Consider the following 6865-nt stretch of genomic DNA (forward strand, 5'->3'; position numbering starts at 1 on the left):
AGCACGGCGAATGCGTGTGGATGCCGCGCGGCACGCGGCATCCACAGACGCGGTCCCACCCACTTCCAGGAGAAACGAAGATGAAAACAGGCCTGATTGCGGTTCCGTTCGCGCTGGTGGCGCTGGCCGCGTGCGGCGGCGGTGGCGACGAGGGGCAGGCGCCCGCCACCAGCGACACCGTCTCCTCCACCACGGTGGCGCCCGCGCCGGGCGGCGAGACCACGCCCCCCGCCATGGGCGACACCGCCCACTCCAGCGCGTCGAACCCCACGGTGCAGCTGGCGCAGCTGGGCAACTCGGGGATCAGCGGAACGGCGCAGTTCATGGAGCACGGGGCCGGGCAGACGATGGTCACCGTCACCCTCACCGGGCAGGGAAGCGGCGCGCACCCGGGGCACATCCACTCCGGAACGTGCGAGAACCTGGGCGCCGTCGTCGCGCCGCTGCAGGCGGTGGAGCGCGCCAACGGCAACGGCACGTCCACCAGCACCGTCGAGGTGCCGCTGGCCACGGTGATGAACGGACAGCACGTGGTGAACTACCACGCTGGCACGGGCGCCAACCCGATGGCGCCGGTGGCCTGCGCCCAGATTCCCGCCCAGGGCGGCGGCGGAACGACGCAGGCGATGTAACGCCGGCGTCGACCGCTGACGACGCGCCGCCCTGCCCCGATGGCAAGGCGGCGCGTCTTGCATCCATCAATGTGATACGATCAATCACGCACCATCGCCCCAGCCGACGCATGCCACGCCGCACGATGCGAATCTCCATCCTCGCCCTGACGATCGCGCTCGCGGCCTGCCGCGCGGGTCCGCCGGAGCGCGCCGAGGCCGCCGTCACAGCCGACACGTCTACGCCCGTCGTAACCGAACCGTCGCCCGCGCCCACTCCGTCGATCGAGACGGACTCGGGGGATGTGCAGGCGGTGGCGTTTCGGGGAGCCCGCTACTACGTGGTTCCGGTGGACCTGACCGCGGCGCGAATCCAGATGCACTGGAAGGATGCGAACGGCCGGCCGTTCCGCCGCGCATCGGTGCTCGCCGATTCGCTTTCCGCCGCGGGCGAGCGGGTGGTGGCCGTCATCAACTCCGGCATCTATACGCCGCAGGACGCGCCCAAGGGGCTGCACGTCGAGCGCGGCCGGGCGATCGTCCCGCTCAACACGACGGACAGCACGTCCGGCAACTTCTTCCGCCCGCGGCCGAACGGGGTGTTCGCGGTGATGAACGACGGCACGGCGCGCATCGTACGGCGCGGGGCGGCGGCGGCGCTGGTTCCGCGCACGCGCGAGGCGACGCAATCGGGTCCGCGACTGCTGGAGAATGGGCATCCCGTCGCGCGGTTCGCCAATACCCCGCTGCGCCGCACAGCCATCTGCGTCGCGTCTCCCCGGCGCGTCTTCATCGCCGTCTCTCGCGATCCCGTCTCGCTGAACGATCTTGCGGCCCTGTTCCGAGACCGGCTGGGGTGCACGGACGCGCTCTTCCTGGATGGCGGCGCCGTACAGGCCCTGGTGGCGCCAGCGGACGGGATCGCGATGGAGACCGGCCGGTTCGTGGGATTCATCGCGGTCGTCGCACGGGGTGCGGGGGTGCGGTGACCCACGCGGGCGGCCGGTGAGCCACCAGCCGCCGCCCTCCACGCAAACCTGTCATCCTGAGCCCCAAGCGCGCCGTACCGACCCCCACCCCAGGCTACGCGGGGCGAAGGATCTAGCCGCGGTCCCCACGGCAGCCGAGGCCGCGGGCTTGGTGACCGCTGCCGCGCCCTGGCTTGTTTCCCTTCCGCCGCTAGATCCTTCGGCCCGCGCAGTTGGGCGTGCGGGCGAGCATCGCGCGCCTGGGCCTCAGGATGACAGCTCGCGGTTTCGCTGGCCTGATGCGCTCGGCTCGCGCTTGGGCTGGCCTGATGCGCTCGACTCGGCCTCCTCCTTTTCCCGCCCGCGAGTGTACAGGCCCATCAGCGGCGTGACGGAAATCCCGTGGACCACCGCCGACACGGCGACGGTGGCCAGGACCAAGGCAGCGACGGCGCGGCTGAACTCCTCGGGAAGCCCGTGCTGCATGGCGTACGTCAGGTAATACACGGAGCCGATGCCCCGGATGCCGAACCACGCGATCATCCCGCGCTGTACGTGCGTGGTGCTGGAGCCCAGCAGCCCCACGTACACCGACACGGGGCGGATCACCAGGAACAGCAGGGGGATGAACCACAGGGCCACCCCCGGAAGAAAGTTCCACGAGATCATTCCGCCCAGCAGCAGCACCACCGCCACCACGCCGATCCGCTCCAGCTGCTCCACGAATCCCAGCGCCGCCTGGGCCATGTACGCGGGCGCCTTTTCCGGGTCGGTGGCCACCTCGTCGGCCTCGGCCGCGGAGCCGGCGAGCGCGACGTCTTCGGGGGGCGCCTCCCCGCCCGTGGACTGCCGCTCGATCCGCCGCAGCGCCAGCCCCGCCGCGAACACCGCGAGAAAGCCGTAGCCCAGGACCAGCAGGGCCACGCCGTAGGACAGCGCAATCAAGCCCAGCGCCAGGAAATCGTCCAGCCCCACGGCCTCGCGATGAACCTGGCGAAGGTAGATGACCAGGCGGCCCACCAGCGTCCCCAGCAGGGCGCCCACGCCCAGCCCCGCCGCCACCGCCCAGAGCAGGTCCACCGCGAACCAGCGCCACCCCATCTCGCCGATTTCGTGAAGCCCCAGCAGCCCCAGCCCCAGCATCACGAACGGGAACGCCGTCCCGTCGTTCAGCCCGGCCTCGCCCGTCAGGCCGAAGCGCAGGCGGTCGCGGTCCGTCGGGTGCGTCACCTGCACGTCGGAAGCGAGCACGGGGTCGGTGGGCGCCAGGATGGCCCCCAGCAGGACCGCCGCCCCCACCGGAAGCCCCATCCCGTACACGCCCACGAGCGTCACCAGCCCCACCGTCACCGTCATCGAGACCGTGGCGAGGCGCAGGGGGGTCATCCAGCTCCCGTCGGTCATCGGCGCGCGCAGCTTGAGCCCGGCGCCGAAGAGCGAGATGAGCACCGCCACCTCGGTGATGCGCTCCCACATGGCGGACTGCGTGTAGATGTCCACCCGCAGGAGCCCCACGCCGTGCGGCCCGAGAAAGAACCCGGCCGCCAGGTACAGCATGGCCGTGGAAAGCGGCAGTCGGATGAGCACCGAGCGGGACAGCGCGATGGCCACCAGCAGAACACCCACCACCACGAACCAGATGGCCCCAGTCATACGCTTCGCAAGATGATCATCGCCGGCCGAAAGAGCGGCGCCGGTGGAGCAAGGGTTGCGCCCGGGTCAGCCCCCGCGCGACGCCGACAGCTCGCGCCGGACCTCGGGCTCCAGCAGGTCCGGCCGGCGCAGCGCCTCGCGCAGAAGCGGCGCGGCCTCCCCCTCGCGGCCAAGCGCCCGCAGGATGCGCGCGCGGTGGTACTGCATCGTCGGGCTGGGCGCACCCCACGCCGCGGCCGAATCCGAGGCGGCCAGGGCCTGGCCCAGCTCCCCCCGCTGGAACCTCACCCAGCTCAGCACGTCCCAGCTTTCCACCACCGGCCGCCGCCGCACGTCGCGCATCGCCACGGCCAGGGCGGCATCGCGCGTGGCCGGGGCCGCGGCGTAGAACAGGGCCAGCGGGTGCGCGTGCAGCGGCTCGGATTCGGGCCGCGACGCCACGCGCAGGAACGCCTGCTCGTGGCGGGCCGCGGCCGCGGGGTCGCCCAGCGCGCGGTGCGCCTCGGCCAGGCGAAGGTGGATGTCGGGGTGCGCGTCGCTGGCGATGGAGCCGTACAGGCGGGCAGACTCCTTCCAGTCGCCCTCCGCGTGCGCCAACGCCGCCAGCCCCTCGACGGCGCCGCGGTACCCGGGCTGAACCCGCAGTGCCTCGTTCAGCAGCGCGCGGGCGGCGGCGGGGCCCCGGGCGTCGTTGCGCAGGCCGGCGAGCTCCGTCAGGCACCACGCGACCATCTGCGGGCGCAGCGACTCGTCGCGAAAGCCCTGGCAGGTGCGCTCCAGCATCGCGTGCGCCGCCTGCACCTCGCCCTGCGCCGCCAGCCATCCCGCCGTGCGGATCTCCCGCGCCGGCGAGCCCACCGGCAGCCGTCCCGCCGCCCACATGGCGCGGCCGTACCGTCCCGAGGCCATCGCCGCGTCGTACAGCGCGGCGAGCGCCGCCGCGTCGGCGCTGTCGGCGGCCACGCCCTGCTCCGCGGCGGAAAGGGCGTCGGCGAACTCGTGCTGCGTCAGGTGAATGCTGGATAGCCGGGCGAACGCCCCCGCGCGGTTGGGCGCGACGCGAAGGGCGGCGTGGGCCACCTGCTCCGCGCGCCGCACGTCTCCCTCGCCCGCCGCCAGCTGGTAGCGCAGCAGGTAGCGGTCGGCCAGGTGGCCGGCGGCCAGGAAGTTCTCCGGGTCCGCCGCCAGCCGCTGCTCGAAGAAGGCGATGCTGCGCGACAGCGTGGCCACCTCGGCGCCCGCGTCGGCCGGGCGCGCGTCCGCCCGCCGCATCGCGAGCGCGCCGAACGCCAGCGCGGCGGCGGCCGCGCCGCCGCCGGCCAGCAGAAGCAGCCGCCTCACCGGGTGTGGGGCGCCGCGAGGAACGGGAAGGCGCCCGTGAAAGCCTTGTCGTTGGCGTCCACGTGGTCGTCGTTCAGCTTGGCGTTGGTGCCGAAGACGGTCATCAGGTTGGCCGTGATCACGTCGTCCGCCGGCGCCCGCCCGTTGGGATAGGCCGTGGGGCGCGAGGTGTCGATGGTCAGCAGGTCGGGGAGCACCATGTCGGCGATGCGGTTGGCGCCCTCGCGCGTCTGGCCGAACTCCATCAGCCTGGCGACCACTTCGTCGCGGTAGTCGCGGCGGTCGCCCGACGGCGCGGCGCGGTTGTAGTCCGGCACCTGCGGCTTGGGGATGAACACCACCGCGTTCCCCGGCACGCCGCCGCGGTCCACCTGGTGGTACCGCGCGCCGCCGCCGCCCGCGTCCTTGCTGACCCGCGCGCCGCCCGGCCGGCTGATCGTGCCCCACACGCCCAGCCGCGCCCCCCCGCCGATGGACGCCACCGGAACCTCCACCGCCATCACCAGCACGTTGGTGCCGGCGAAGGTGTCCATCCCCGGCTCGCGGAACGCGTCCGCGGTGCCGCCCACGATCTGCTGGTAGCGCGCGAAGTCGAAGAAGAACGGGTCGTCTCGCACCCCGGCGAACGCCGTCATCCCGCCGCCGCGGGCGGTGCGCGCCTCGCCGGTGGAGGTGAAGGGGACGGACACCATGCCGCCGCCGGAGAGCATCTCGCTCGTGGTGCCCGCCATCCGGGGTGCCGCCGGGGCGCGGAAGTGGATGGTCTGCCCCGTTCCCGCCCCCGTGACGTGGGCCTGGATCACCCTGTCCTCCACCGCGTCGCCGTTCGTGTCGATCTTGAACTCGTACAGGAGCCGCGAATCGAACGACACCGCCCCCGCCTCGGCCGGCGGGATGAAGCCGTGGACGTTCATCACCAGCACCAGGTTGTCCCGGTTGGTGGGGCTGACGAAGGCGTACACGTCGGCGATGTCGATGGCCGGGTTTTCGGTGGTGATGGGCCCGTCCTTGTGGTCGGAGGCCAGCAGCCCGCCCGCGGCGACGGCAAGGACGACGGTGGCCGCGGCAGGCACGCGCAGGCGCGGGCTGATTCTGGAAAGGGACTTCAAGTGCGGCCTTTCGGCGGATGCGGAGGCCTGACGGATGGGATACCCGGCGCGGCGAGAAAGCGGGCCGGGGCTTGTGCATGGTTTGTTCCACGTTTCGCGTTTCGCCGTTCGCATCAGCCGCGTCCCGAGCGGCGGAAGGGCGCGCCATTTGCGCGCTCCGCAGCCCGGTAACGACACGACCCTTTCCCGAAACGGCTCCCATGGAAATGCACCGACAGGATTCTCTCCGCGTGCTGGTGGTGACGCCGCCACCGAGCGCGTGGAATCGGTCCCGCAGCCGAGCTGACCCACTGATTGTCCCGGCGTGAGGAAAGGAAGCCTGTACGAGCATCCTCGTGGTGTATTAGATTCTAACACACCCCTACACGGAGACTACGATGCGGGATACGATCACGGTCAGCTTGCCCAGCAAGATCAGGACGGAGATCGATGCCTTCGCGGAACAGCACGGGCTGGGGCGGAGCGAGGTGGTGCGGGATGCGTTGCAGGAGTACCTGTTCTTCCGGCGATCCCATGAGCTCCGCGCACGGATGGTGGCCGAGGCGCAGGCCCAGGGGCTCTTCACGGACGAGGACATCTTCGAGCGAATCTCGTGAGGCTGGTGCTGGATACGAACGTCCTCATCGCTGCGTACGCCACCCGGGGGCAGTGCCGGGAGATACTGGATCACTGCCTGCGTGCGCACGAGATCGTGACAGCGGAAGTGCTTCTCGCGGAACTCGATGAGAAGCTGACACGAAAGCTCAAGTTCAGCGTAGAGTCAGCGCGGGAAGTACTCTCCCTGCTGCGTTCGCGCGTGGAACTCGTCGATCCTCCCCCACTGGATCCACCCGCCTGCCGCGATCCCGACGACGACTGGGTCCTCGCCACAGCCGTCGAGGCGGATTGCCACTGCATCGTCACCGGCGACAAGGATCTGCTCGTACTGCACCCATTTCGCACGATCGCGATCATCCCACCCGGGAGCTTCTGGCGGTGGGAAGCCTCGTTCACGTCGCTGGCGTAGGAACGGCATTTCACGCAGAGGGCGCAGAGATGAAAGAGAGGAGTAGAGTCGAGTCGGGGCGCCGCGGCATTGCTGCCCGGTTTCCCCGGCCCGCTCATCGAACCGGACGTGCGGATTTCCCGCATCCGGCTCTCCGACCAGGTTCACTTCAAGGCATGCGAGAGCGCCACCCGCCGG

At 71.3% G+C, this 6865-nt stretch carries 7 protein-coding genes; 4 read left to right on the top strand and 3 right to left on the bottom strand.

Annotated elements, in window-relative coordinates:
* The first annotated feature begins 80 nt into the window (after positions 1 to 80).
* Together VGB24_RS08475 and VGB24_RS08480 are read left to right on the top strand one after the other, a co-directional pair.
* Positions 81 to 632, top strand: coding sequence for a hypothetical protein (locus tag VGB24_RS08475; protein WP_331072509.1), 552 nt, complete (start codon positions 81 to 83; stop codon positions 630 to 632).
* Positions 633 to 757: 125 nt separating this feature from the next.
* Positions 758 to 1600 carry a phosphodiester glycosidase family protein gene (locus tag VGB24_RS08480; RefSeq protein ID WP_331072510.1) on the top strand — a complete coding sequence of 281 codons (843 nt, stop codon included), beginning with the start codon at positions 758 to 760 and terminating at the stop codon, positions 1598 to 1600.
* Positions 1601 to 1846: 246 nt separating this feature from the next.
* On the opposite strand, the gene VGB24_RS08485 is transcribed toward VGB24_RS08480, so the two are convergent.
* From VGB24_RS08485 to VGB24_RS08495, 3 genes are all read right to left on the bottom strand, one after another.
* Positions 1847 to 3232, bottom strand: coding sequence for a cation:proton antiporter (locus tag VGB24_RS08485; RefSeq protein ID WP_331072511.1), 1386 nt, complete (start codon positions 3230 to 3232; stop codon positions 1847 to 1849).
* Positions 3233 to 3298: 66 nt separating this feature from the next.
* Complete coding sequence (locus VGB24_RS08490) at positions 3299 to 4573, bottom strand: hypothetical protein (protein WP_331072512.1); 1275 nt, start codon at positions 4571 to 4573, stop codon at positions 3299 to 3301.
* A complete protein-coding gene (locus tag VGB24_RS08495) occupies positions 4570 to 5682 on the bottom strand; it encodes a DUF4331 family protein (RefSeq protein ID WP_331072513.1) in 1113 nt (370 codons plus the stop codon). Before VGB24_RS08495 ends, VGB24_RS08490 begins: the two co-directional genes overlap by 4 nt.
* 377 nt (positions 5683 to 6059) lie before the next feature.
* Here VGB24_RS08495 and VGB24_RS08500 point away from each other — a divergent pair, with 377 nt between their 5' ends.
* Together VGB24_RS08500 and VGB24_RS08505 are read left to right on the top strand one after the other, a co-directional pair.
* Positions 6060 to 6278, top strand: coding sequence for a CopG family ribbon-helix-helix protein (locus VGB24_RS08500; protein WP_331072514.1), 219 nt, complete (start codon positions 6060 to 6062; stop codon positions 6276 to 6278).
* Complete coding sequence (locus VGB24_RS08505; RefSeq protein WP_331072515.1) at positions 6275 to 6688, top strand: putative toxin-antitoxin system toxin component, PIN family; 414 nt, start codon at positions 6275 to 6277, stop codon at positions 6686 to 6688. Before VGB24_RS08500 ends, VGB24_RS08505 begins: the two co-directional genes overlap by 4 nt.
* Positions 6689 to 6865: the final 177 nt, after the last annotated feature.

The sequence above is a fragment of the Longimicrobium sp. genome, from assembly GCF_036399935.1.
In the GTDB taxonomy this organism is placed as follows: domain Bacteria; phylum Gemmatimonadota; class Gemmatimonadetes; order Longimicrobiales; family Longimicrobiaceae; genus Longimicrobium.

What these genes read in the sequence shown, in the direction of transcription:
- VGB24_RS08480 (WP_331072510.1), top strand. Translation starts at nt 758, where the DNA reads ATGCGAATCTCCATCCTCGCCCTGACGATCGCGCTCGCGGCCTGCCGC.
- VGB24_RS08485 (WP_331072511.1), bottom strand. Translation starts at nt 3,232, where the DNA reads ATGACTGGGGCCATCTGGTTCGTGGTGGTGGGTGTTCTGCTGGTGGCC.
- VGB24_RS08475 (WP_331072509.1), top strand. Translation starts at nt 81, where the DNA reads ATGAAAACAGGCCTGATTGCGGTTCCGTTCGCGCTGGTGGCGCTGGCC.
- VGB24_RS08500 (WP_331072514.1), top strand. Translation starts at nt 6,060, where the DNA reads ATGCGGGATACGATCACGGTCAGCTTGCCCAGCAAGATCAGGACGGAG.